This window comes from Prevotella sp. P5-64 (assembly GCF_002251285.1).
Lineage (GTDB): Bacteria > Bacteroidota > Bacteroidia > Bacteroidales > Bacteroidaceae > Prevotella.
In genome coordinates, this window is sequence record NZ_NPJK01000026.1 from 1 (window position 1) to 1,374 (window position 1,374).

Sequence of the window (1,374 nt, forward strand, 5' to 3'; positions counted from 1 at the left end):
CACGCTCTCGGCCATTCGCCGCCACCCCCCTCCCCGCCCGCCTGTCGGCAGGCTGAAAAGCCGCAAAAACAAAAAGTCCGCCTTTGGCGGTAAAAAAAGTCCGGCAGTCGCCGGTACAAAAACAGCTGCTTTCGTGTATGTCCTCTCCCGTCTTCCCCATGTTGCGCCGACCTGCCTGGAAGACTGCATTGGCAGGCCCTTGCCTATCTTCTTCTTTCCTTTGGCAAGGACAGTAAGCGTCTGTTTTTTTACCGGCGTAGCCGGACTTTTTTTACGGCCGTCGGCCGCTTTTTGCCCCGTGGTGTCTTCTGAAGTCATGCCCCGCATGACTGTGGTTGTGGCGGTGGTGACACGAAGGAAAACTTGTTTTCCGACTGTCGGCGGCGCCATAGCCACAAAGGCGAAGCCTTCAGAAGACTCTACGGCTTTTTGTGTCTACCTCATCCTTATGGCAGCCATCCCCATCCTCATTTAGTTTGCTGCCATAGAAAACAAATAATCTGTTTCATGTTCTTTAGTCTGCAAACTATCCATTATCTTTGCAGCTGACAATAATACAATCATGATAGTCAAGGCAAAAACCACTTTAGACCCAGAGTTCAAGGCTCAGTTGCAGAAGTATGTGTATGACATCGTTGGCGTCATACAGGATGTGTATAAAGAGTTGCCAATAGGTATGCCTGAGTATATCTACCAGGAAGCGTTGGGTGTTGCCTTTTCCGAGGCAGGTATCCCAGCATGGAAGGAGCACCGCCATCATCCTGTCTACAAAGGCCACAGCCTCTCTTCGTTTCTGAAGATGGATTATGTGGTTCCCAACAAGCGCGGCAATGTCATCATCGAATGTAAAGCCCTTGAGAACTTGACGTCCAAAGAGTATCAACAGTTGTTTTCTTACATGCTTGGCACTCAATATCCTATAGGTATTATCGTCAACTTTCATAGTTATCCCCATGCGACAATCTATAAGTTCTATTACGATAAGACCGACTTGACGATAACAGCTTTCTGACAAGCCGCAGCGTGAGGTGTCGACGATAGTGATAACCGTCACAGCCTGTCTGGGTTCATGCTTGCCAGCGTAAGGGAAAAAAACATGCCTGGAAGGCTGCATTGGCAGGCCCTTGCCTATCTTCTTCTTTCCTTTGGCAAGGATAGTAAGCGTCTGTTTTTTTACCGGCGTAGCCGGACTTTTTTTACGGCCGTCGGCCGCTTTTTGCCCCGTGGTGTCTTCTGAAGTCATGCCCCGCATGACTGTGGTTGTGGCGGTGGTGACACGAAGGAAAACTTGTTTTCCGACTGTCGGCGGCGCCATAGCCACAAAGGCGAAGCCTTCAGAAGACTCTACGGCTTTTTGTATCTATCTCATCCTTA

Annotated in this window: 2 protein-coding genes; both read left to right on the forward strand. The window is 49.6% G+C overall.

Going from position 1 to position 1,374, the window contains the following annotated elements; translation table 11 throughout:
• On the forward strand, positions 1–475 hold a 475-nt coding region (locus tag CIK87_RS14300), incomplete at its 5' end, for a hypothetical protein (RefSeq protein WP_158216203.1).
• 87 nt (positions 476–562) lie between these two features.
• Positions 563–1,012, forward strand: coding sequence for a GxxExxY protein (locus tag CIK87_RS04385; protein WP_094385820.1), 450 nt, complete (start codon positions 563–565; stop codon positions 1,010–1,012).
• Positions 1,013–1,374 lie beyond the last annotated feature (362 nt).

Coding starts and splice junctions, on each gene's coding strand:
- CIK87_RS04385 (WP_094385820.1), top strand. CDS start 563: ATGATAGTCAAGGCAAAAACCACTTTAGACCCAGAGTTCAAGGCTCAG.